16 protein-coding genes are annotated in these 23,729 nt (G+C 73.0%); 11 read left to right on the top strand and 5 right to left on the bottom strand.

Features of this window, described 5'->3' with window-relative positions; translation table 11 throughout:
- The first annotated feature begins 65 nt into the window (after positions 1 to 65).
- Together IF19_RS0108480 and IF19_RS0108485 are read left to right on the top strand one after the other, a co-directional pair.
- On the top strand, positions 66 to 6,428 hold the full coding sequence (locus IF19_RS0108480) for an RHS repeat domain-containing protein (RefSeq protein WP_234313247.1): 6,363 nt from the start codon (positions 66 to 68) through the stop codon (positions 6,426 to 6,428).
- The gene (locus IF19_RS0108485) at positions 6,425 to 6,943 is read left to right on the top strand and encodes a hypothetical protein (protein ID WP_030116593.1); all 519 of its coding nucleotides are present in this window, start codon (positions 6,425 to 6,427) and stop codon (positions 6,941 to 6,943) included. Before IF19_RS0108480 ends, IF19_RS0108485 begins: the two co-directional genes overlap by 4 nt.
- Positions 6,944 to 7,011: 68 nt before the next feature.
- Here the strand turns inward: IF19_RS0108485 and IF19_RS0108490 are convergent, their stop codons facing one another.
- Positions 7,012 to 8,079 carry a mechanosensitive ion channel family protein gene (locus IF19_RS0108490; protein ID WP_030116594.1) on the bottom strand — a complete coding sequence of 356 codons (1,068 nt, stop codon included), beginning with the start codon at positions 8,077 to 8,079 and terminating at the stop codon, positions 7,012 to 7,014.
- 313 nt (positions 8,080 to 8,392) lie between these two features.
- Here IF19_RS0108490 and IF19_RS0108495 point away from each other — a divergent pair, with 313 nt between their 5' ends.
- Complete coding sequence (locus IF19_RS0108495; RefSeq protein ID WP_030116595.1) at positions 8,393 to 8,929, top strand: HNH endonuclease; 537 nt, start codon at positions 8,393 to 8,395, stop codon at positions 8,927 to 8,929.
- A 120-nt stretch (positions 8,930 to 9,049) separates the two neighbouring features.
- Here IF19_RS0108495 and IF19_RS0108500 read toward each other — a convergent pair whose 3' ends face one another.
- Positions 9,050 to 12,037, bottom strand: coding sequence for a glycoside hydrolase family 84 protein (locus tag IF19_RS0108500; RefSeq protein ID WP_030277533.1), 2,988 nt, complete (start codon positions 12,035 to 12,037; stop codon positions 9,050 to 9,052).
- Between the two features lie 344 nt (positions 12,038 to 12,381).
- On the opposite strand from IF19_RS0108500, the gene IF19_RS0108505 reads away from it, so the two are divergent.
- The 5 genes from IF19_RS0108505 to alc all read left to right on the top strand — a co-directional run bounded on the left by IF19_RS0108505 (position 12,382) and on the right by alc (position 17,642).
- The gene (locus IF19_RS0108505) at positions 12,382 to 12,693 is read left to right on the top strand and encodes a hypothetical protein (protein ID WP_030116598.1); all 312 of its coding nucleotides are present in this window, start codon (positions 12,382 to 12,384) and stop codon (positions 12,691 to 12,693) included.
- A complete protein-coding gene (gene malQ / locus IF19_RS0108510) occupies positions 12,694 to 15,036 on the top strand; it encodes a 4-alpha-glucanotransferase (protein WP_030121285.1) in 2,343 nt (780 codons plus the stop codon).
- Between the two features lie 20 nt (positions 15,037 to 15,056).
- Entirely contained in the window at positions 15,057 to 15,287 is a 231-nt protein-coding gene (locus IF19_RS0108515) for a hypothetical protein (protein WP_428835876.1), read from the top strand.
- Positions 15,288 to 15,500: 213 nt separating this feature from the next.
- Positions 15,501 to 16,427: a LysR family transcriptional regulator gene (locus IF19_RS0108520; RefSeq protein ID WP_030116601.1), complete on the top strand. Its 927-nt coding sequence runs from the start codon at positions 15,501 to 15,503 to the stop codon at positions 16,425 to 16,427.
- A gap of 60 nt (positions 16,428 to 16,487) precedes the next feature.
- Positions 16,488 to 17,642, top strand: coding sequence for an allantoicase (gene alc / locus IF19_RS0108525; protein ID WP_030116602.1), 1,155 nt, complete (start codon positions 16,488 to 16,490; stop codon positions 17,640 to 17,642).
- 249 nt (positions 17,643 to 17,891) lie between these two features.
- Here alc and IF19_RS0108530 read toward each other — a convergent pair whose 3' ends face one another.
- Positions 17,892 to 18,425: a hypothetical protein gene (locus IF19_RS0108530; protein ID WP_030116603.1), complete on the bottom strand. Its 534-nt coding sequence runs from the start codon at positions 18,423 to 18,425 to the stop codon at positions 17,892 to 17,894.
- Between the two features lie 192 nt (positions 18,426 to 18,617).
- On the opposite strand from IF19_RS0108530, the gene IF19_RS0108535 reads away from it, so the two are divergent.
- Positions 18,618 to 19,079, top strand: a complete 462-nt coding sequence (locus IF19_RS0108535) for a hypothetical protein (protein WP_030116604.1) — start codon at positions 18,618 to 18,620, stop codon at positions 19,077 to 19,079.
- A 73-nt stretch (positions 19,080 to 19,152) separates the two neighbouring features.
- Here the strand turns inward: IF19_RS0108535 and pepN are convergent, their stop codons facing one another.
- Entirely contained in the window at positions 19,153 to 21,729 is a 2,577-nt protein-coding gene (gene pepN, locus IF19_RS0108540; protein ID WP_030116605.1) for an aminopeptidase N, read from the bottom strand.
- Positions 21,730 to 21,832: 103 nt separating this feature from the next.
- On the opposite strand from pepN, the gene IF19_RS0108545 reads away from it, so the two are divergent.
- Positions 21,833 to 22,063 (top strand): ribbon-helix-helix domain-containing protein, encoded by a 231-nt coding sequence (locus tag IF19_RS0108545; protein WP_030116606.1) that lies wholly within the window; start codon positions 21,833 to 21,835, stop codon positions 22,061 to 22,063.
- Positions 22,050 to 22,397, top strand: coding sequence for a type II toxin-antitoxin system PemK/MazF family toxin (locus IF19_RS0108550; RefSeq protein WP_030116607.1), 348 nt, complete (start codon positions 22,050 to 22,052; stop codon positions 22,395 to 22,397). The genes IF19_RS0108545 and IF19_RS0108550 overlap by 14 nt, the downstream gene beginning before the upstream one ends.
- 71 nt (positions 22,398 to 22,468) lie before the next feature.
- On the opposite strand, the gene IF19_RS0108555 is transcribed toward IF19_RS0108550, so the two are convergent.
- Entirely contained in the window at positions 22,469 to 23,497 is a 1,029-nt protein-coding gene (locus IF19_RS0108555; protein WP_030116608.1) for an aspartate-semialdehyde dehydrogenase, read from the bottom strand.
- Positions 23,498 to 23,729: the final 232 nt, after the last annotated feature.

Below are 23,729 nucleotides of genomic sequence, written 5' to 3' on the forward strand. Positions count from 1 at the left end.
CCCGGAGGGCGGCTCTCTTCCGGAGAGCGCCCGGGGGACCGGGCCGTACGGGAGCACGCACCTCCGTGGTGCTCGCCCTCGCCGTCGTCCTCGCCGTTCCGGTCGGCCTGACCCCGGTGGCGCAGGCTGCCGGCGGGCCCGGCCGCCCCGGCGTACCGAAGCAGCGGTCCAGCGAGGTCGAGGCCGTGCCGGCGGACGGCGCCGCCGCCGCGCGGCGGACCGCGGTCCGCTCCGCCGCGCGCAACGCCGCCGAGACGGGGCGGGCGGCGAGCGAGCGCGCCGCCTCCCGCTGGCCGGCCGCCGGGGCCGCCGAGGTCGTGGCCGCCCCGGCCGGGAAGGGCACGCCCACCCGCGTCGGCCGGGTACCCGTCACCGTCGAGCGAGTGGGCCGCGCGGCCGGCCCGGCCGCCGTGGACGTGCGTGTCCTGGACCGGAAGGCCGCAGCGGCGGCCGGCGTACGCGGCGTGCTCCTCACCGCGCGCGGCGACCGGTCCGGCACCGCCGAACTGACCGTCGACTACGCCTCCTTCGCCTCCGTGATCGGCGGCGACTGGGCGGGACGGCTGAGCCTCACCCGGCTGCCGGCCTGCGCCCTCACCACCCCCGGAGCGGCCGGCTGCCAGGACGCCAGCCCGCTCGACACCCGCAACGACGTCACGGGGCAGCGGCTGTCGGCGGAGGTCTCCTTCCCGGCCGGCGCGAAGGCGGCGCCCGTCGTCCTGGCCGTCGCCGCTGCCGGCACCGGACAGTCCGCGGGCGGCGCGGGAGACTTCTCCGCCACCCCGCTCGCCTCCTCCTCGACCTGGAAGGCGGGCGGCTCGTCCGGCTCGTTCACCTGGTCCTACCCGATGGACGGACCGGCGCCCTCCGCCGGACCTCAGCCCTCCCTGGACCTCTCCTACGACTCCGGGTCCGTCGACGGCCGCAACTCCTCGACGAACAACCAGGGCACCGACGTCGGCGAGGGCTTCGGGCTCTCCGCGGTGTCGTACATCGACCGGCAGTACGGCTCGTGCGCCAAGGACGGCCACAGCAAGCAGTACGACCTGTGCTGGAAGTACGACAACGCCTCCCTCGTCCTCAACGGCAAGGCGTCCGAACTGGTCAAGGACGACACCACCGGCGCCTGGCGGCTGAGCGACGACGACGCCTCCAAGGTCGTCCACCGCACCGGCGCGGACAACGGCGACGACAACGGCGAGAGCTGGACCGTCACCACCGGTGACGGGACGACCTACCACTTCGGGCTCGACAAGCTGCCCGGGGCGGGCGCGCAGCGGACCAACTCGGCCTGGACCGTGCCGGTGTTCGGCGACGACGAGGACGAGCCCGGCCACAAGAACGGCGACACCTTCGCCGAGCGCTCCCTGAACCAGGCGTGGCGGTGGAACCTCGACCTCGTCGAGGACGTGCACGGCAACGCCATGACGTACTGGTACACCAAGGAGGACAACCACTACCGGAAGAACAAGCAGGACAAGGCCGACACGTCCTACATCCGCGGCGGCCACCTCGACAGGATCCTCTACGGACAGCGGAGCGACACCCTCTTCACCGCCACGGCCCCGTACCGGGTCGGCTTCGGCCACGCCGAGCGGTGCACGGCCTCCGACTGCGAGAAGCTGACGGAGAGCACCGCCAAGAACTGGCCGGACGTCCCCTTCGACGCGATCTGCGCACGCGGCGCGGACAAGGAGAAGTGCCTGGCGGAGAGCCCGTCGTTCTTCTCCCGCAAGCTCCTGACGAAGATCACGACCGAGGTGCAGGCGAAGACCGGCGGCGGTTACGACCCCGTGGACTCCTGGGCCTTCGACCAGACCTACCTGGACGGCGGTGACATCGGGGACTCCTCCGACCAGACCCTCGTCCTCCGGAGCGTCCGCAGGACCGGCCACACCGGAACGGCCATCACCCTGGACCCGGTGGACTTCACCTACCACACGCGCCCCAACCGGGTGGAGGGCGGGACCCAGCCCGGCGGCGGCAACATCCTCCCGCTCACCCGCCCCCGCCTGAACACCGTCACCACGGAGACCGGCGCGCTCACCACCGTGACCTACAGCGCCCCGGAGTGCGTCCGCGGCAGCCGGATGCCGGCGGCCGAGGACGACAACGCGCTGTCGTGCTACCCGCTCTACTGGAACGTCAACGGCGCGACGGACGCCAGCCTGGACTGGTACCACAAGTACCGGGTCCTGGCGGTGACCCTCGGGGACCCCGCCGGCCACGGCGAGACCGTCGAGCACGCCTACGCGTACGAGAAGCCGGCCTGGCGCTACAACACCAGCCCGTTCGTCCCCTCCGACGAGCGCACCTGGTCGAACTGGCGCGGCTACCAGAAGGTCACCACGCTCACCGGCGCCGCGACGGGGACGCGGAGCAGGACCGTGTCCACGTACCTCCAGGGCATGCACAAGGACCCCCGCAAGGCGGGCGGCACCCGGACCGTCAGCGTTCCCGGTCTCGACGTCGCGGGCCTCGACGTGCCCGACGTCACCGACGCCGAGCAGTACGCCGGGTTCGCCCGGCAGACCGTCACGTACGACGGGAACACCCCCGTCACCGTGACCGTGAACGACCCCTGGTCCGCCCGGACCGCCACCCAGCACAAATCGTTCGCCGACACCGAGGCGTACTACGTCCGCACCGGGAAGGCCACCACCCACACCTACCTCACGCGCTCGCAGACCTGGCGTTCCACCAGCACCTCCACCACGTACGACTCCTACGGCATGCCCGAGCGCGTCGACAGCACCGGCGACCTGGCCAGGACCGGGGACGAGACGTGCACCAGGACCTGGTACGCGCGCAACGACGCCGTGGGCCTCACCGACCTCACCTCCCGTGTCCGCGTCGTCGGACGCTCCTGCGCGACGGGTGAGACGGCGCTCTCGCTGCCCGCCTCCTCCGCCACCCGCGGAGACGTGCTGGCCGACACGGCCACGGTCTACGACGCACCGGGGGCCACGGCCACCGGCTGGACGCCCGCCCAGGAGCCCACCCGCGGCACGGAGACCTGGACCGGACGGGCCACCGGATACCCGGCGGCCGCGACGGGCGGCGAACGGGCGCCCAAGGGCTGGCAGCTCTCCACCCGCTCGACCTACGACGCGCTCGGCCGCGCGCTGAGCGTGACGGACGCCGCCGGCAAGCCCACCTCGACCGTCTACGCGCCCACCGGGGCCGGCGTCCCCACCCGCAACACGGTCACCAACGCCAAGGGGCACCGCACCATCAGCGTGCTGGACGGCGTGCGCGGTCTGGTGGTCCAGAAGTACGACGCCAACAACCGCAAGACCGAACAGACCCACGACGCCCTCGGCCGGCTCCGCCAGGTCTGGCTGCCCGACCGGAACGCCGCCGCCGGCCAGAGCGCCAGCATCGGCCACACCTATACGCTCCAGCGCGGCAAGGCGCCCGCCGTCGGGACGTCGGTCATCAAGTCGTCGACGACGGTGAGCACGTCGTACGAGATCTTCGACTCGCTGCTGCGGCCCCTGCAGAAACAGACACCCACCCCGCTCGGCGGCCGGGTCCTCACCGACACCCGCTACGACTCGCGCGGTCTCGCGCGGCAGACGCTGAGCGAGATCTACGACTCCACGTCCGCTCCCAACTCCACGTACACACGCGGTGAGTCCGGTGGCGCGCCGAAACAGAACGACCTCATCCACGACGGTGCGGGACGGGAGACCAGCAACACTTTCGCCGTCTTCGGCGTCGACCGGTGGACCACGTACAAGAGCTACACCGGCGACTCCACGGCCACCAGCGCCCCCGAAGGCGGCCGGGCCACCCGCGAGATCACCGACGCCCTCGGGCGGACCGCCCAACGCCGTGAGTACGCCTCGCCCCAGCCGGCCGACAGCGAGTACACCAAGGAGGCCGGGGCCGCGTACACGACGACCCGGTTCGGCTACACCCTCGACGGGAAGGAGACCTCGATCACCGGCCCGGACAACAGCAGGTGGACCTACACCTACGACCTGTTCGGCCGCCGGACCGCCTCGACGGACCCGGACAAGGGGGCGTCCTCGACCGGCTACACCGCCGCCGACCGGCCGGACTGGACCGAGGACGCGGAGGGGCGCAAGCTCCTCTACGGCTACGACGACCTGGGCCGCACGACCGACCTGTGGTCCGGCGCCCGCACCGATGCGAACAAGCTCGCCCACTGGACCTTCGACACCCTGCTCAAGGGCCAGTTGACGAGCTCCGTCCGCTACGACGGCGGCGCCGTCCCCACCGGCAGGGCGTACACGAAGGCCGTGACCGCCTACGACAGCCGGTACCGCGCCACCGCCTCCCGGATCACCCTCGACGCCGGGGAACCGCTCGTCGTCTCGGGCGCCGCCGAGAGCAGCTACGACTTCGAGACCGCGTACAACCTCGACGGCACCGTGCAGTACACCAACGAACCGGCCGTGGCAGGACTCCCGGCGGAGCGCGTGGCGTACACCTACACGTCCACCGGCCAGACCGCCTCGGTGTCCTCCGGCGCCTCCGGCTACCTGCACAGCGCCGCGTACGACGTGCTCGGCCGCCCGCAGCAGTTCACCCTCGCGGTGTCGGGGGCGGCGGAGGCGAGGAAGACCTACCTCAACAACGAGTACGACCAGGGCACCGGACGGGTCACCCGCTCCTACGTCACGACCCCGCAGACGGCGCCGTACAAACCGCAGGACCTCTCCTACACCTACGACCAGGCGGGCAACGTCACCCGCATCACCGACACCCCCAACCCGGACGCGGTCCTCAAGGGCGAGACGCAGTGCTTCGGGTACGACGGGTACAGCCGGCTGAAGGAGGCCCGGACCTCGGCCACGGCCGACTGCTCCGGCACCACACCCGCCGGACCGGCCCCGTACCGCACGGCGTACACGTACGACGAGGGCGGACAGCGCCGCACCGAGACCCAGTACGACGTCAACGGCGCCGGGACCACCAGCACCTACTGCTACACCGACGCCGCCCGCCCCCACGCCCTGACGGCGACCACGAAGGCGACCGGCGAGAAGCCGTGCGACGCGGTCGCTCCCGCGTACGTCCACGACAGGACCGGCAACGTCACCAAGCGCCCGGGACCGACGGCGGGCCAGAGCCTGCTGTGGGACGCGGAGGGGCGGCTCTCCCGGCTCACCGAGGGCAGCCGCAGAACCGACTACGTCTACGACGCCGACGGAACCCTGCTCATCCGCCGCGCCACGGGCGACGGGGAGAGCGTGCTGTACCTGGGCGGCACGGAGATCCACCTGCGGGCCACCGGCTCCACGCGCAAGACCTGGGGCACCCGCTCCTACCGGGCGGGCGAGGAGGTCGTCGCGGTCCGCACCAACGAGTCCGGAAGCCAGCGCGTCACCTTCCTCGCCGGTGACCGGCACGGCACCTCCAGCCTCGCGATCGACGCCACCACGCAGGCGGTGATCCGGCGCTACACGACGCCGTTCGGCGCCCCGCGCGGCACCGGCCCCGGCAACTGGCCCGACGACAAGAGGTTCCTCGGCAAGCCGACGGACCCGGGGACGGGCCTCACCCACATCGGGGCCCGCCAGTTCGACGCCCTGCTGGGACGGTTCCTCAGCGTCGACCCGCTGCTGGAGAGCGACAAGCACCAGTCGCTGAACGGCTACTCCTACGCGGAGAACAACCCGGTGACCCTGTCCGACCCGACCGGCCTCGGCTCGTTCACCTGCTCCAAGAACTGCTCGCCCGATGTGATCGCCGCCGAGGAGACCGTCTCCCCGCCGGTGGTGGGCGCGAGCGGCCAGGGCGGCACGAGCGGGCCGATCAAGTCCAAGGGCAAGAACGTGTCCGGCAACACCTGCGGCCCGCAGTGCCGGGCGGCCGCGCTCTACGAGCAGCAGCGCCTGCTGGCCCTCCGCCAGACCCGCGCCGACCAGATCCGGATGATGATGCTCGGCACCCCGCCCCCGCAGGCCAAGCTCCTGCCCCTCGTGGACATGACGGGCTGCAACAAGGAGTGCCAGGCGGAGTTCCTGCGCCTGCACATCGCGAACATGCCGGCCGGCGGTGGTGGCGGTTCGAAGGGCCCCGATCCGATTGAGTGGCTGAACCGGGAGGTCAAGAGGCTGGAGAGCGATGCGCTCGGAGAGCTGTACGAGTACAGTGCGCGTCTCACGGGTGGCTCGTGCAAGAACAACGGGGCCGATCTGACTGTCTGCACAGAGGGGTGGATGCCCCTGTCGGCCAGAGGCGGAACCACAGTGGGGGACACGTACACCACCAAGCCGGGTACGCCCGAGTTCGTCTCCGACAAGCGCCTCAAGCACGAGCGGAAGCACGTCAAGCAGTGGGAGGAGCACGGAGCCGACTTCATCACCGAATACTTCATGGAAGGTACGAACCCATGCGGGAACAAGTACGAGGAGCAGGCGGACTACGTCGACGGGGGCTACTACTGCCCATGACGTCCACGTACCTGTTCCCCGCCCTGCTTGTCGGCGTGACGCTGGCCGCTCTCACGTCGTGCATCCCGCCCAACAGCCCGATCGCCTACGCGGGTTTCCGCATGACGGGTGGTGACCTGGTCGTGGCCATGCCGCTGTGCTCCGGCGAGACGGTCGAGAGCGCGAAGATCGCCGTCCCGAGCAAGGACGAGGAGAAGGGCGGCTTCGAGACGCTCTGGAGCGCTCGGGGGCCCCGGACGGCCGAGGCGCGGGGCGGGATCTTCCAGGTGAACAGTCCGCGCAGCTTCGCCGAGGTGACCAAGGATCTGTCCGGCGCCCTGCCGGACGAGTTCTACGTCGACACGAGACAGGTGAGGAAGGACAGGACCGTGAACGGATCGGGGTATGTCGATCTCGCCGAACTCGAATCGGTCGATCTGGCGGACGGGGAGTTCGTCACGCATGAGGGCAAGGTCATGACCCGCGCCGAGATCAACGCCCAACTCCCCTGCAACAAGAAGGACAAGCAGAAGTGACCGTCACACCGTGACGCGGAAGGGGCGCTCCACCGGATTCCGGTGGAGCGCCCCTTCCGCGTCGGCCGCTACTTGTTCAGGTTCGTCGGCGGCGGGATCGGAGTGGTCGCCAGGGACTGCGGGGAGGTCGCCGAGGCGTAGGCGGAGGGGGCCGCCATCGCCGCCGTCGGGTCCGCGGCGGACTCGCCGTCCAGGCCGTGCGGGATCGCGCCGATCATGCGGATGCCGGCCTCGTCCAGCGCCTGCTTGATCCGCCAGCGCAGCTCCCGCTCCACGCCGATCGACTTGCCCGGCATCGTCTTCGCGGTCACCCGGACCGTCATCGAGTCCAGCAGAACGGCGTCCAGGCCCAGCACCTCGACCGGTCCCCACAGCCGCTCGGACCAGGGCTCCTCCTTGGTCATCGCGTCGGCGGCCGCGGTGATCGCCTTGCGGACCTGCTCCAGGTCCTCGGTCGGGCGCACGGTGACGTCGACCCCGGCCGTGGACCAGCCCTGGCTGAGGTTGCCGATCCGCTTCACCTCGCCGTTGCGGACGTACCAGATCTCGCCGTTGTCGCCGCGCAGCTTGGTGACGCGCAGCCCCACCTCGATGACCTCGCCCGAGGCCACCCCCGCGTCCACCGTGTCACCGACCCCGTACTGGTCCTCCAGGATCATGAAGACGCCGGAGAGGAAGTCCGTGACCAGGTTGCGCGCGCCGAAGCCGAGCGCCACACCGGCGACACCGGCCGAGGCGAGCAGCGGGGCCAGATTGATCTTGAAGGCGCCCAGGACCATCAGGGCGGCCGTGCCCATGATCAGGAACGAGGCCACCGAACGCAGGACGGAGCCGATGGCCTCCGAGCGCTGGCGTCTGCGTTCCGCGTTCACCAGCAGCCCGCCGAGCGCCGTGCCCTCCACGGCCTGCGCGCTGCGGTTCATCCGGTCTATGAGGTTGGTCAGGGCGCGCCGGATCAGATAACGCAGCGTGATCGCGACCGCGATGATCAGCAGGATGCGCAGGCCGGTGCTCAGCCAGGTGGACCAGTTCTCCTCGACCCAGCCCGCGGCGTTCCCGGCCTGTTCGGCGGCTTCGCCCAGCGAGCCGACCGGCTCGGGAGACGGAGATGCGGCCAAGAGGACGGACAAGGACACGACGGGGACCTCCAGGGGGACGACGGCTGGTCAGTAACAGTAACGAAGCCGGGGGAGTGGATCGTTGCCGAATCGGAAGGAGAGACGGGTCTCACCGGGAACCCTCGGCTGTGGCCGATCGCACAGCCCCTCCGGCCACGCAGGTGAAACACCTGTTCGGCGTCGCCGGGCGGTGCGCGGGGCCCGGGGTGAGAAAAATCCTCCCGGCCCGTTACCCGTACGTGGTGGCGCTCCGACCAGGCATGAGGAGAGACTGAGATCGGATCGTCCCGGCGCGAGCCACGCGCCGCCGACGTACAAGGAGGCATCCACCGTGCCGCACGTCCTGGTTCTCAACGCGTCGTACGAGCCGCTCGGCGTCGTACCGCTCCGCCGCGCACTCGTCCTCGTCCTGGAGAACAAGGCCATCTGCCTGGAGGAGTCCGGCGCCTTCCTGCACAGTGCCACCCAGGCCGTGCCCGCACCCAGTGTGGTCCGCCTCAAGCGCTTCGTCCGCATCCCCTACCGGGGTCCGGTCCCCCTGACGCGGCGGGCCCTGTTCGCCCGGGACGGCGGGCGCTGCGTGTACTGCGGGGCCGCCGCCACCAGCGTCGACCACGTCATCCCGCGCAGCCGGGGCGGCCGGCACGTCTGGGACAACGTGGTGGCGGCCTGCCGCCGCTGCAACCACGTCAAGGCCGACCGGCACCTGCCCGAGCTGGGCTGGCGCCTGCGCCACCAGCCCGCCCCGCCGACCGGGCTGGCCTGGCGGATCATCGGGACCGGGCATCGCGACCCGCGCTGGCTGCCGTACCTGCAACCGTTCGGCGCGGACGACGTGATGGCCCGGATCGACGGCGTCTCCGCCTGAGACCGGGCCTTCGCCGTCCGCCGGGCGGGCAGCGCGTACGGGCGGCGGCTCCGCGGTGGGGCGGCCGCCCGTACGGGGCTCGGCCGGCGGATGTGCGGCGGTCCGCCGACCGTGCGGGGCTCAGTCGTCCGCGACCGCGTACGCCTCCACCGACCAGAGCGAGTAGCTGTACTCGGTCGCCCGGTCCTCGCCCCGCACCCGGATGAACCGGGTGTCCTTCTCGTCCATCCGGACCGACTCGCGCCCGCCCCCGCCCTCCGTCACGGTCGCGGCGGTGCGCCAGGTCCGGCCGTCGGCGGAGACCTGGACGCGGTAGCGCGCGGCGTACGCGTCCTGCCAGCTCAGCACCACCTGGCCCAGGCGCACCGGCTCCGGCAGCTCCGCCTGCCACCACGCGTCGTCCCGCACCGGCGAGGACCACCGGGTCTCCGGGTCGCCGTCGGCCGCCGCCGACGCGGGGAAGTCCGGGGTCTCGTCACCGGACGAGGACGCCGTCGCCGTACGCACCAGATCGGGGCCGCCCGTACGCGGGAAGGCCCGCACGGTCAGCGTGGACTCCTGGCCGCCGAAGGCCAGCGGCACCTCGTACTCGCCCACCGGGGTGTCCGCCGGGACGGTGATGTCGACGGGCACCTCCGTACGGGAGCCGCGCGGCACGGTCGTCTGCTTCGGGACCCGCACCTCGATGCCCTTCGGCGCCTTCGCGGTGAGCCTGCCCTTCACCTCCGCCGGACGCCGGCCGGCCAGCCGGGCCGCGACCCGCTGGGGATCGCCGCCGATCTCCGCGTCGGTCGCGCCGTGCTTCAGGTCGAGCGTGGCGGCGGGGTCGTCCCCGAACCACGGCACCAGGGCGCGCAGCCGCGGGCCGTCCGCCAGGACGGCGGGGGCGGCCGGCAGGCCCGGACTCAGGTACGGGGGCCCGGCGTCCCGCGCCGCCCTCGGCGCCGAGACCCGGACGGCGTCCGCGCGGAGCCCCTTCGCGGCGGTCTGGGTGAACCCGCTCGGCGAGAGCTCGCCCAGGGTCCGCCACCCCTCGCCGGGCACATGGGCCTCCACGACCGCGCCCGCGAGGGCGGCCCCGGGCTCCGCGAGCGCGGTCACGGCCTCCACCGGGCGGGGGGCGTCCAGCCGGACCGTGTGGCTGCGGGCGTCCCTGGTGACCCGGCCCGAGGCGCGGTCGGTGCCGTTCCACCCGGCGGCCACCTTCGCCGCCCGGTCCAGGAATGGGTCCAGCACCCCCTCGCCGACCGTCGCCCGGGCCGCCGCGATCTCCTCGCGCAGCGGCTCCAGGGCCAGTTGGCGGCGCCAGGCGGCGGCGCCGTCCCCGGCGGCCTGGGCCTGGAGCAGATCGACGGCCAGTTCACCCGCCCGGCCGTAGCGGGCCAGCTGATCCGTCCAGGGGCGGACCTCGTCGGACAGCCGCCCGTCGGCGGGGGTCTCCAGCCGGTCCGGGGCCTGCCGCATCACGGAGAACGCCGCCCGCAGCTCCTTCGCCGCCCGGTCGCGGCGGGAGGCGTCGGCGCGGGAGCCCCAGAACGCGTCGAGCAGCGGCCGGAGGTAGGCGGACTCCTCGGCGCCGAGCACCGAGCCCGCGCTGTTCCCGGCCAGGGCCAGCAGTGCGTCACGGGCCGCGGCGTCCCCGTCCGCCAGGTCCTCGACGGCCGCCCGCCAGGACGCGTCGGGGTCGTACGCCTTCGGGTTCCAGGCGAAGTCGGCGGCGGTGAACAGCGGGATCCGGGAGGCGGACGCCTGCTCCATCGCGTTGGCCAGCAGCGCCGCCGAACCGCTCGCCACAGCGGGCTCCCGGCCGGTGTACGGGCCGAGGAAGACCCGGTCCTGCGCGTAGTCGTTGACCGGGTAGTTGTCCATCGTCACCAGCGGGCGGCGGAACGCGGCGCGCGCCCCGGCCAGCTCGCTCCCGGTGATCTTCTCCGGTACCACCCCGACCCCGGTCCAGGCCACCTGCACCCGGTCGTCCAGCTCGGCCGCCAGCGCCGTGCGGTAGTCCGTGGCCCCGTCCTGGTGGAACTCCGTCGGCAGCACCGACAGCGGCTCCGACCCCGGGTACCGCTCTTCCAGGTGCCGGGCCAGCGCCCCCGCGACCCGGGCCTGCGCGCGGGCCGCCGCCTTCGGACCGTCGCCGAAGGTCTCCGCGTCCAGATCGCAGTGCCACTCGCTGTAGCTGACGTTCTGGAACTGGAGCTGGAAGACCCGGACGCCCAGCGCCCACATCGCGTCGGCCTTCTCCGTCAGCGCCCGGACGTCCTGGTCCGAGGCCATGCACATCGCCTGACCGGGGGAGACGGCCCAGCCCAGCGTGACGTGCTCGGCGCGCGCCCGCTCGGCCAGCTCCCGGAACCCGGCCCGCTCGCCCGCCGGGTACGGCTCGCGCCAGCGCGCCAGCCGGTAGGGATCGTCGCCCGGCGCGTAGAGGTAGCGGTTCTGCTTGGTGCGGCCCATGAACGAGATCTGTTCGAGCCGTTCCTCACGGGTCCACGGCTGTCCGTAGAACCCCTCGGTCATGCCGCGTACGGCGGTTCCCGGCCAGTCCCGGACCGTCACGCCCGCCACCGCGCCCCCGGCGACGAGTTGGCGCAGGGTCTGAACGGCGTGGAAGAGGCCGTCCGCGCCGGTCCCGTCCAGCGCGACGGTGGCGCGCCCGGCGGCCTCGCCGACCGCGATCCGGTAGCCGCCCGACGGCAGGTCGCCCCGGCCGGGGGCGCGCAGCGCCCGCAGCGCCTCGTCCGCCCCGGCGCCGCCGAGGCGGACGACCGGGCCACGGCCCGGCAGGCTCTCGTGCAGGGTCCGCACGCCCGCCTCGCGCAGCAGCGCGCGTGCCTGCTCCACGGCGTACGGGTCGGCGTCGGGGGCGGCGGCGAGGGTGGCCTCGGCGCCCAGCTTCACGGCGGGCCCGGTGGTCCGCATGCTCTGCGGGCGGGGCCAGACGGGCGGCGGCGCGGTCTCGGCGCGGCCCGCCCGGTCGCCGGCGTGGCTGCCGGGCTCCGCGGGGGCCGCCGAAGCGGCCGGGGCGACCACGACGGAACCGAGGAGTCCGCCGATCACGGCGGCGGCGACGGCCGTCGCCCGACTTCTGCGCCCGAACCGCACGTCGCGCTCCCCTTCGTACGTATCCACTGCCGGTCGACGTTCGTAGGTGTCCCCGGCGGTGACGCCCGGGAGGGCTCCGAGCCCACCACCCGCGCGCGAGGGTGTCAATGCGCGTGGCCGTTCTGCGGTTTTTGCCAGGATTGGCGGTAGCTTCGGGTTCCCTGGGGCGGCTGTGACAGGAGGGACTGGCTGAAAACGGCCCATACCTGCCGTTCAGGGGAACGGACTGTGACCCGGAGCACGTTGGGCTCGTTGGTCATAACGCCTACATCACGTCCACGTCTGCCAGGGCGTGGCCTGGGTAGGGCTTGCTGTGTCCTGTTCTCCACGGCCAGGAGGCCACCATGCCCGCAGCCGCGCAGCTTCTGCTCTCCGCCCTCTCCAAACAGGTACCCGCCCAGGCCGACTCCGCGCCACTGACCAGCGAACTTCCCCGCTCCGACGTCCGCCACCTGATCAGCGGGCCGCCGCTCGCCGATGTCTCCCTCCTGCTCGGCGAATCGTCGTTCGCCGATTCCCTGCCGCTCACCAGCGAGCCTCCGCTCGCCGACGCCACACCTCTCACGAGCGAGCCGCCGCTCGCCGCCGTCGCCCCTCTGACCAGCGAGCCGACCGCACCCGGCACCGCAGGGGGCTTGGAGTTCCCAGGAGTCTGAATGGGCTTGTCCCGGCTCGCCGCACTGCACGGTGTCGCCACCTCCTACTCCCCGTCGCCGGATGCCACGGTGTCCGTCCCCGACGACACGGTCATCGCCGTGCTCGCCGCGCTGGGCGTCGACGCCGGCACCCCGGAGGACGTACGGAGGTCCCTCGTCGCCGCGGAGTCCCGCTCGCGCCTGCTGCCGCCCACCGTGGTGGTCTGGGCCGGCGAGCCCCTGCCGGCCGCTCTGGCCTCGCTCCCCTCCGGCTCGACCGTCACGGTCGAGCCGGAGGCGTCCGGGCCCCCGGGGCGCCACCCCGCAGGCCGCCCGCCCGCCCCGCTGAGCATGCGCTCCCGGGCGGCGGCCCCGGCCCCGGCCGTGACGCGCCCGGCGGCCCAGGCCGCCCCCGCGACCGCCGGAACGGACGGAGCCCCCGCCCCCGGAGCCCTCGCGACCGCCGCGGCCCTTGCCCCCGAAGCCGCTGCCGCCGTAGCCCTCGCCGGGGTCGGAGCCGCCGGGGCCTCCGCCGGAGTCGGAGCCCCCGAAGCCCCCGCCCCCGGAGCTCCGGCCGGGACCGGCGTCCCCGCCTGGTGGGTCCCGCCGCCCCACGGCGTCCACCGCATCCACGTCCGTACGCCGGACCACCGCCGGGCCTCCGCCACGCTCATCGCCGCCCCGGCCCGCGTCCCGCAGCCCGCCGAGCGCACCCACGGCTTCCTCGTCCAGCTCTACTCCCTGCTCTCCGCCCGCTCCTGGGGCATGGGCGACCTCGGCGACCTGGCGGACCTCGCCGCCTGGGCCGGGCGCACCCTGGGCTCCGGGTTCGTCCAGGTCAATCCGCTGCACGCGGCCGTTCCCGGCCGCCCCACCGACCCGTCCCCGTACCGCCCGTCCTCCCGCCGCTTCCCCGACCCGGTGCACCTGCGGGTCGAGTCGATCCCGGAGTACGGGCACATCCGCGACCGGGCCACGCTGGACGACCTCCGCCAGGACGCGGCCGCCCTCAGCGAGGCCGTGCTGAACAAGGGCGCGCTGATCGACCGGGACGCGGTCTGGGAGCTGAAGCGCCAGGCGCTGGAGCTGGTCGTCCGGGTGCCGCTCACCCCCGGCCGCCGCGCCGCCTACTGCGACTTCCTGGCCGAGCAGGGGCAGCCGCTGGAGGACCACGCCCTGTGGTGCGCGCTCGCCGAGGTGCACGGCCCCGACTGGCACACCTGGCCCGAAGCCCTCCGCGACCCCCGCTGCCCGGGCGCCGCCCGCGCCCGGAGCGACCTGCTGGACCGGGTCGACTTCCACTGCCGCCTCGCCTGGCTGACCGCCTGCCAGCTCGCCGAGGCCCAACGCGCCGCCGAGGACGCCGGGATGGGCGTCGGCGTCGTCCACGACCTGGCCGTCGGGGTGCATCCGGCCGGCGCCGACACCTGGGCCCAGCAGGACGCCTTCGCCCGGGGCATGTCCGTCGGCGCGCCGCCCGACGCCTTCAACGCGCGCGGCCAGGACTGGGGCCTGCCGCCCTGGCGCCCCGACACCCTCGCCGCCACCGGCTACGCCGCCTACCGGGATCTGCTCCGCGCCCGGCTGGCCCACGCCGGGGCCCTGCGCATCGACCACGTCATGGGCCTCTTCCGGCTCTGGTGGGTGCCCGAGGGCCGCCCGCCCACGGACGGCACGTACGTCGCGTACGACGCCGAGGCGATGCTCGCCGTCCTCGTCCTGGAGGCCCACCGGGCCGGCACCGCCGTCGTCGGGGAGGACCTGGGCACCGTCGAACCCGGGGTCCGCGAGGCCCTCGCCCGGCGCGGGGTGCTCGGCACCTCGGTGCTCTGGTTCGAGCGCGACTGGGAGGGCGACGGGCGGCCGATCGCCCCGGAGAAGTGGCGGCGCGCCTGTCTGGCCACCGCGACCACCCACGACCTGCCCTCCACCGCCGCCCGGCTGACCGGCGACCATGTGACGCTGCGCCACCGCCTCGGCCTGCTCACCCGCTCCCTGGAGGAGGAGCTGACCGACGACGTCACCGACACCGCCGAGTGGCTGGCCCTCCTCGCCCGGCTGCGGATGCTCCCCGAGGGCGACGGCGACGAGGAGGCGGCCGTCCGCGCCGTCCACCGCTTCCTCCTGCGCACCCCCGCCCTGCTGACCGGCGTCTGGCTCCCCGACACCGTGGGCGACCGCCGTCCGCAGAACCTCCCCGGCACCTGGGACCAGTACCCGAACTGGCGGCTCCCGATCGCCGACGGCGAGGGCCATCCGGTCACCCTGGAGGAGATCACCGCCTCTCCTCGGCTGCACGCGCTGATGGAGGTCCTGAGGCCCCGAAAGCCTCGTACGGCACCCCCGGGCGAGCGCCGTCCCTAGGCGTTCGCTACGTTGGCACCGTGGACAAGAAGAACGCTATGCGCGCCGGCGTCGTTGCGGCCGGGACGACGCTGATGATGCTGCTCATGTCGAACCCGGCGCTCGCGCTCACGCCCGACGACGGTGACGACCCGGCTCCGCGCCTGAGCGTGATGGAGACCGTCGGTCTCTACGTGGTCGCGCCCATCGCCCTGTTCGTGGTGATCACGGCCCTGGTCATGGTCCTGGACAAGTCGAAGAAGCAGGTCTGACCCGCACGGGCACACCAAGCTCGTCGGGTGCGCCGCCGGTGGTCTCCACCGGCGGCGCACCCGTGCGTGCGGCCCCGGACACGCACGTCCCGGACGCGCACGCTCCGGTGACGGGCGAGTGCGCGGGCCCCGGCCCCGTACACGGTCCCGGGCCGGAGCGCCCCGGCCCGTAGGACCGCGTCCCCGCCCCGCGCCGGGCGGTAGGTTGCGCCCATGACCGAGTGGGACGTCAAGAAGCTCCGCATCCTGCGCACCCTGCGCGACCGGGGCACGGTCACGGCGACCGCCGAGGCCCTGCTGATGACCCCCTCCGCGGTCTCCCAGCAGCTCACCAACCTGGCGAAGCAGCTCGGCGTGGACCTCTTGGAGGCCCAGGGCCGCCGGGTCCGCCTCACCGACGCCGCCCACCTGGTCCTGCGCCACGCCGAGGCGGTCTTCGCCCAGTTGGAGCGGGCGGAGGCCGAACTGACCGGCTATCTGCGCGGCGAGGCCGGCGAGGTCCGCGTCGCCGCGTTCTCCACCGCCGTGCCCGCCCTCGTCGTGCCCGCCGTCCGGCTGCTGCGCGCCGGGGAGCGCCCGGGGCCCGACGTGCGCGTACGGGAGGCCGAGGCCGCCCAGGCGTACGACCTGCTCACCGCGGGCGAGGTGGACCTCGCGCTGTCGCTGGCCGCCCACGCGCCGACCGCCCGCGATCCCCGCTTCCGCCTCTTCCCGCTGCTCGCGGACCCGCTCGACGTGGCGCTCCCCGCCGATCACCCACTGGCCGGCGCGCCCGCGCTGCGCCTGGCGGACCTGGCCGCCGACCGCTGGATCTTCGGCGGCTCCGGCCCCTGGTCCGAGATCACCACCGCCGCCTGCGAGGCGGCCGGCTTCGTCCCCGAGCAGGCCCACAGCGCCGCCGGCTGGACCGCCATCCTCGCCCTGGTCGAGGCCGGCATGGGGGTCGCGCTGGTGCCCCGGATGGCCGCCCGCGAGCGCCGCGAGGACGTCGTGATGCGGGTGCTGGAGACGGACCGGCCGCGCCGCCACGTCGTCGCGGCCGTCCGCCACGGAGCCGAGAGCGGCCCCGCCGTGGCCCGAATCCTCGCCGCACTCACCGAGACCGCTCGGTCGTTCCCCGAAACCGTTCAGCAGAACTGAACGGTACGTACGGAAACTTTCGATGGACCTGACAGGTTCGGTGGCGTCAAGGTGAGGGGCATGACCTTCGACGCGAGCGAGACCGCATTCCAGGACCCCGACACCGACCCCCACGCCAACGACGCCGCGCCCTACGGCGGCGGCGACCCCTACGCCGACTACCGCGAGGCCGGAGACCTCCCCTTCACCGAGCTGGTCGACCTCGCCGACCGCCGCCTCGGCGCGGGCGTGATCGCCGCCAACGACGAGTTCTTCGCCGAGCGCGAGAACCTGCTGATCCGCGAACGCGCCGTCTTCGACCCCGAGCGCTTCGGCCACAAGGGCAAGATCATGGACGGCTGGGAGACCCGCCGCCGCCGCGGCGCGGACGCCGGCCACCCCTTCCCGGCCCCCGAGGACCACGACTGGGCCATCGTCCGCCTCGGCGCCCCCGGCATCATCCGCGGCCTGATCGTGGACACCGCCCACTTCCGCGGCAACTACCCGCAGCGCGTCTCCGTACAGGCCGCGTCCGTCGAGGGCGCCCCGGGCCCGGAGCAGCTCCTCGCCGACGACGTGAAGTGGGAGGAGATCCTCCCGCCGACCCCCGTACGCGGCCACGCGGCCAACGCCTTCGAGATCACCGGCGGCCGCCGCTACACCCACCTGCGCCTCTGCCAGCACCCCGACGGCGGCATCGCCCGCCTCCGCGTGCACGGCGAGGTCGTCCCGGATCCCGCCTGGCTCGCCGCGCTCGGCACCGTCGACCTGCTCTCGGTCCTCAACGGCGGTACGTACGAGGACGCCTCCGACCGCTTCTACTCCTCGCCCACCCAGATCATCCTGCCGGGCACCTCCCGCAAGATGGACGACGGCTGGGAGAACCGCCGCCGCCGGGTCCGCGACACCAACGACTGGGTCCGCTTCCGCTTGCCCGCCCAGGGCGCGGTCCGCGCGGTCGAGATCGACACCGCCTACCTCAAGGGCAACTCCGCCGGCTGGATCGCCCTCCAGGGCCGCAACGGCGACACCGGCGAGTGGTTCGAGATCATCCCGCGCACCCGCCTCCAGCCCGACACCCTCCACCGCTTCGTGCTGCGCGCCCAGGCCGTCGTCACCCACGTCCGCCTCGACGCCTTCCCCGACGGCGGAGTCGCCCGGATGCGGCTGCACGGCTCGCTCACGGAGTCCGGCGCGGCCGAGCTGGCCCGCCGCTACGAGGAGTCCCGCGCGTAACCCGCGTACCGGGCGACCGGGCCGGGCACGCCCCCTCATCTCCGCCCGGCGGACGGCTGCGCGCCTGCGCCCGTCCGCCGGGCGGCTTCCAACCGGACCGGAAGTCTCCCCGCCGAACCGGACCGGAACGAACCGAACCGAAACGGGACCCTCCCGCCGAAACGGCCCGGACCCAACCGCGACCCGGAACCCGGACCCGGACCCGGACCCGGACCCGAACCCCCGGCCCCGGGCGTGGCTCCGCCCGGCTCAGGCGGCGTACGCTGTCCAGCGCAGCGTCTTCGCCAGCACCCGCCAGGTCACCCAGGCGAACGTCCGGTTCACCGCCTTGCACAGCGGCGCGCCCGTGCAGTCGGTCGGCCGGTCCTGCCAGGCCCGGACCGTCAGGGTGTGGAAGCCGAGGGTCCGCGAGAACGCGAACCGGATGTGCATGTTCCGGCCCAGTTGGTGCCCCGGCAACGTGTTGATCTGGAAGAAGTCGTCCCCGATGAACTCCACCTCCACCGGGTTGCCGCCCACCAGCTCGCACCGCGCCCCCGCCCGGATGCGCCCCGCGCAGCCGCCGCTGACCGGGAACAGCCAGAAGTGGTCGGTGAGCTGCCTCCGTACGGCGTCCGGCCCGGTCAGCGGGTGCAGCCCCAGGGTGTAGCCGTACGTGTAGAGGTCGTAGCACCCGGTCGGACCGGCCCGGCAGTCCGGGCGGTCACGCTCCTGCGGCGCGGGGCCCGCCAGCAGACCCGCGCACAGGGCCAGCGCGACCGGCACGGCGGCGAAGCCGGGCATCCGAACCTCCCGTGGCCTGCGGCCGGAGCTCCTGCGACGACCCTTCGGACCGTAGGCCACGGGAGCCGCGCCCGCGCGCGGGCCGGGGCCGAACGCGCGAGGGCTCGGCCAGGGGGCCGGGAGCCGGGTCCGGTCGTCCGCCGACTACTCTGCGGACGACCGGACCCGCCTTCGCACCCCGGGGGACGCCGAATGGCCGAGATACTGCTGTGCGCCGGACTGAACCCCGACGATCCGGACGCCGAGACGGTCGTGGTGGTCGTCTCGGAGGTGCCCGACGACCACGAGCGCGCCGCCGCCCGCCTCGCGGCCTGTGGCTACGAGGGCGACGGCTGCTTCCAGCTGGTCCAGACGGACGGCTGGGCCGAACGCCGGCTGGACGGCGACGTGCTGACCGTGGACATCGTCGCCCACCCCGTCCTGCTCAGGGGGCTGGAGGTGGACCGGGCGAAGTTCACCGCCCGCTCCTCGTACGCGCCCTCCGTGCTGCGCCTGCTGCGGGTGGAGGCCCGGGTCGACCCCGCCGCGTACGCGCGCGCCTCGGAGGAGACCGTGCTCCTCACGGTGCCGCCCGGAACCCCGGCCGAGGACGCCGTGGCGCTGGTCCGGTCCGGCGAGGAGTGGCCGCTCGTCCTGACCCCGCCGGGCGGCTGACCCGGTCCCGGCACCACGCCGAGGGGCGCCCCCTCCGTGAGACGGAGAGGGCGCCCCGGGGCCGTACGGACCGCTACGCGGTGGCCGCCGCCGCGTCCGCCGCCTGGGCCCGCAGGGCGCGCTCCACCCCGGACCGCGACTCCGACATCAGTCGGCGCAGGGCCGCGCTCGGCTCCGCCGAGGCCAGCCAGGCGTCCGTGGCGTCCAGGGTCTCCTGCGAGACCTGGAGGGCCGGGTAGAGGCCCACCGCGACCTGCTGCGCCATCTCGTGGCTCCGCGAGTCCCAGACGTCCTTCACCGCGGCGAAGAACTTCTCCGTGTACGGAGCCAGCAGCTCACGCTGGTCCGTCTGGACGAAACCGCCGATGACCGCTTCCTGGAGCGAGTTCGGCAGCTTGTCGGACTCCACGACCGAGGCCCACGCCTCCGCCTTGGCCGCCTCCGTCGGCTGGGCCGCCCGCGCCGAGGCCGCGTGGCGCTCGCCCGCGGCCGTCCTGTCCCGCTCGTACTCGGCGGCGATCTCCTCCTCGTCCAGCAGCCCGGCCGCCGCCAGCCGCTCCACGAACGCCCACCGCAGCTCGGTGTCGACGGCCAGGCCCTCGATCGACTCGGTGCCGTCCAGCAGCGACTGGAGCAGGTCCAGCTGCTGCGGGTTGCGGGCGGTGGCCGCGAAGGCGCGGGCCCACGCGAGCTGGTGGTCGCTGCCCGGCTCCGACGCGCGCAGGTGCGCCAGCGTCGCGTCGGTCCACTGGTTGAGCGCGCCCTCACGGGTCTCCGGGGCCGCGTACAGGTCGAGCGCCATCTTCACCTGGCGGTGCAGCGACTGCACCACGCCGATGTCCGACTCCTTGCCGATGCCGGCGAGCACCAGCGCCAGGTAGTCGCGGGTCGCCAGCTCGCCGTCGCGCGTCATGTCCCAGGCCGAGGCCCAGCTCAGGGCGCGCGGCAGCGACTCGGCGAAGTCGCCCAGGTGCTGGGTGACGACCCGCAGCGACTCCTCGTCGAGGCGGACCTTGGCGTACGACAGGTCGTCGTCGTTGAGCAGGACGACGGCCGGGCGGGCCTTGCCCACCAGGGCCGGCACCTCGGTGCGCTCGCCGTCGACGTCCAGCTCGATCCGGTCGCCGCGCACGAGCCTGCCGTCCGCGTCGAGGTCGTAGGCGCCGATGGCGATCCGGTGCGGGCGCAGCGTCGGCTCGCCCTTCGCCCCGGCGGGCAGCGCGGGGGCCTCCTGGAGCACGGTGAAGGAGGTGACGACGCCGTTCTCGTCGGTCTCGATCTCCGGGCGCAGGATGTTGATGCCGGCCGTCTCCAGCCACGCCTTCGACCAGGTCTTCAGGTCGCGGCCGGAGGTCTCCTCCAGCGCGCCCAGCAGGTCGGAGAGGCGGGTGTTGCCGAAGGCGTGCGCCTTGAAGTACGCCTGCACGCCCTGGAAGAACGCGTCCTTGCCGACGTACGCCACGAGCTGCTTGAGCACCGAGGCGCCCTTGGCGTAGGTGATGCCGTCGAAGTTGACGAGCACGTCGTCCAGGTCGCTGATGTCCGCCATGATCGGGTGCGTCGAGGGCAGCTGGTCCTGCCGGTACGCCCAGGTCTTCATGGAGTTGGCGAACGTCGTCCAGGAGTGCGGCCACTTCGAGCCCGCCGCGTCGGCCTGGCAGGCGATCGAGGTGTAGGTGGCGAACGACTCGTTCAGCCAGAGGTCGTTCCACCACTCCATCGTCACGAGGTCGCCGAACCACATGTGGGCCAGCTCGTGCAGGATCGTCTCGGCCCGCACCTCGTACGCCGCGTCCGTCACCTTGGAGCGGAAGACGTACTGGTCGCGGATGGTGACCGCGCCCGCGTTCTCCATGGCGCCCGCGTTGAACTCCGGGACGAAGAGCTGGTCGTACTTGGCGAACGGGTACGCGTAGTCGAACTTCTCCTGGAACCACGCGAAGCCCTGCCGGGTGACGTCGAAGATCTCGTCCGCGTCCAGGTACTCCGCCAGCGAGGGGCGGCAGTAGATGCCGAGCGGGACGGTCTGGCCGTCCTTCTCGTACGTGCTGTGCACCGCGTGGTAGGGGCCCGCGATGAGGGCCGTGATGTACGTGGAGATGCGCGGCGTCGGCTCGAACGACCAGACGTCGTCCTTCGGCTCCGGCGTCGGCGAGTTCGAGATGACGGTCCAGCCGGCGGGGGCCTTCACGGTGAACCGGAAGGTCGCCTTCAGATCCGGCTGCTCGAACGAGGCGAACACCCGGCGGGCGTCCGGGACCTCGAACTGGGTGTACAGGTAGGCCTGCTCGTCGACCGGGTCGACGAAGCGGTGCAGCCCCTCGCCGGTGTTGGTGTACGCGCAGTCCGCGACGACCCTCAGCTCGTTGGCGCCCTCGCGCAGGCCGGGCAGCGCGATCCGGGAGTCGCTGAAGACGGCGGCCGCGTCGAGGGCCTCACCGTTCAGCACGACCTCGTGGACGGTCGGGGCGACCAGGTCGATGAAGGACTCCGCACCGCTCTCCGCGGAGTCGAAGCGCACGGTGGTCACGGACCGGTAGGTGCCGCCCCCCTGCGCTCCGGAGAGGTCGAGATCGATCTCGTACGCGTCCACGGTCAGCAGGCGCGCCCGCTCCTGTGCCTCTTCGCGGGTCAGATTCGTGCCAGGCACGCGGTCATCTCCTTCGATGGTGACGTTTCGGATCATCCTTCCATGTCCGGCCCTGCCGGACGACGGGTAGCGCTCCTATTCCTACCGGGGTAGTATGGCTGGTATGAAGATCAGTGTGAGTCTGCCGCAGGAGGATGTCGCCTTCGTCGACGAGTACGCGGCGAAGACAGACGCGGACTCCCGGTCCGCTGTCATACACGCCGCTATCGAGTTGCTGCGCGCCTCGAATCTTGAGGCCGACTACGAGGCGGCTTTCGCCGAGTGGGACGAGAGCGGGGACGCCGAGTTCTGGGACAAGTTCTCGGGGGACGGGATCGTCGATGAGGCGCGGTGACATCTATCTGGTCGACTATGAGCCGGTGCGGGGCAGCGAGGCCAACAAGGCGCGTCCCTCGGTCATCGTCTCGAACGACGGTGCTAACGCTGCGGTGGACCGGACGGGGCGCGGAGTCGTCACCGTGGTGCCGCTGACGTCGAACGTCTCTCGCCTCTACCCCTTCCAAGTGCTCCTCCAGGCGGGCGATTGCGGCTTGCCGAAGGACTCCAAGGCACAGTGCGAACAGGTGCGAGCGATGGCTCAGGAGAGATTCTTGCGGCAGATCGGCAAGGTCCCCCGTCAACGCATGTCCGAGATCGACGCGGCGCTCCGCCGCCACCTCGCCCTCTGACCCGTACACACAAAGGGGCGGCCACCGGTGCACACCGGTGGCCGCCCCTCGGCGGTACGCGTGAGCCGCGGTCAGCCCTTCAGCTCGGCCGCCACCAGCTCAGCGATCTGCACGGCGTTCAGGGCCGCGCCCTTGCGCAGGTTGTCGTTGGAGACGAACAGTGCGAGGCCGTGGTCCACCGTCTCGTCGACCCGGATGCGGCCGACGTAGCTCGCGTCCTTGCCGGCCGCCTGGAGGGGGGTCGGGATCTCGGACAGCTCGACGCCGTCGGCGTCCTTGAGCAGCTCGTAGGCGCGCTCGACGCCGATCGGGCGGGCGAAGCGGGCGTTGATCTGGAGCGAGTGGCCGGAGAAGACCGGGACCCGGACGCAGGTGCCGGAGACCTTCAGCTCCGGGATCTCCAGGATCTTGCGGGACTCGTTGCGGAGCTTCTGCTCCTCGTCCGTCTCGAACGAGCCGTCGTCCACGATCGAGCCGGCCAGCGGCAGCACGTTGAAGGCGATCGGACGCTTGTAGACGCCGGGCTCGGGGAAGTCCACGGCCTCGCCGTCGTGGACCAGCTTCTCGGCGTCGGCGACGACCTTGGACGCCTGGCCGTGCAGCTCGGAGACCCCGGCGAGGCCGGAGCCGGAGACGGCCTGGTAGGTGGCGACGGTCAGCGCTTCGAGACCGGCCTCGTCGTGCAGCGGGCGCAGCACCGGCATCGCGGCCATGGTGGTGCAGTTCGGGTTGGCGATGATCCCCTTGGGGCGGACCTTCGCCGCGTGCGGGTTGACCTCGGAGACGACGAGGGGGACCTCGGGGTCCTTGCGCCAGGCGGAGGAGTTGTCGATCACCACGGCGCCCTGGGAGGCGACCTTCTCGGCCAGCGCCTTCGAGGTCGCGCCGCCGGCGGAGAACAGCACGATGTCCAGGCCGGTGTAGTCGGCCGCGGAGGCGTCCTCGACGGTGACGGGGGAGCCCTGGAAGTCGATCGTGGAGCCCGCGGACCGGGCGGAGGCGAACAGCCGCAGCTCGTCGACCGGGAAGGAGCGCTCGGCCAGGATCCTGAGCATGACTGTGCCGACCTGACCGGTGGCGCCGACGATTCCGACCTTCACGAGGACTCCTCTGTTCTGTGCACCTGTGCGTCTGTGCGGTCCGTATGCCGCACCATGATGCGTATGTCCGGGCCCGACTTGTCCAATCCATTGTCCGACCTGCGGACTCTTCCCGGGAGGCCCGCAGATTCTGCGACGTGCCTGCCTGCGTGGGGAAACATCTGCTGCGCCGTCGGCGGCCTGTGACGAGGAACACGCACAGCGGGGCGGGTGCTCGTGAGAGCGCCCGCCC

The sequence above is a fragment of the Streptomyces californicus genome (genome assembly GCF_000717645.1).
GTDB classification, from domain to species: Bacteria; Actinomycetota; Actinomycetes; order Streptomycetales; family Streptomycetaceae; genus Streptomyces; species Streptomyces californicus.